Below are 752 nucleotides of genomic sequence, written 5' to 3' on the forward strand. Positions count from 1 at the left end.
CTTTCAAGCTTAACAGGAGATACCACTTTTCGCCGTATTATTTACCATTTTATGAGTATTCTTCAGGTTTTGTATGACCCAGATCATTCTTGAAGTGCCATCGCTTTACTCTGCTCCATGTTATGATACGCGCCGTCCTTTCAATCACTTCGAGTTTCCGATGACTATTGAAATCATTCCCTTTGAACGCTTGCTCATCGCTTTTATCCCTACTTTCTTTGTGATTGCTCTAATGCGATATTGGGGGCTGGCATACGGAAAAGCCTGTTACTCAATCATCCGCATGCTACTCCAGCTGCTATTAATTGGCTACGCGCTGATCATGATCTTCGAATCAGAAAGCAGCTTGCTCACCTTGGCTGTTCTATCAGTGATGATGCTGGCATCGAGCTGGATATCTCTAAACACGCTGTCAGATAGCACTGGCAACAACGCACTATCAACAAAGGGACGCTTTCAGTTATTCAGTAAAGCGCTGATTGCGGTATTTATTGGTGGCGGTTTAATGCTTGCTCTGGTCACACAGCTAGTGTTACAGCTAGACCCTTGGTACTTGCCACGTTATATGATTCCACTAGCCGGGATGATTTTTGCAACCTCAATGACCAGCATTAGTTTGGCTGGCGAACGTTTACAGGCTGAACTTCGTAGTGGCCATGTTTACGAAACTGCACGGAATACGGCTTTCAACACGGCAATGATTCCAAATATCAATGCAATGTTCGCCGTCGGTCTGGTCTCGCTACCTGGAA

At 45.1% G+C, this 752-nt stretch carries 1 protein-coding gene; it reads left to right on the forward strand.

The features are described 5' to 3' along the window. Nucleotides 1–73: 73 nt before the first annotated feature. Nucleotides 74–752 (forward strand): ABC transporter permease (locus A3763_RS21145; RefSeq protein ID WP_068760464.1); only part of this gene is annotated, 679 nt, incomplete at its 3' end.

It is taken from the genome of Oleiphilus sp. HI0128, from assembly GCF_001635365.1.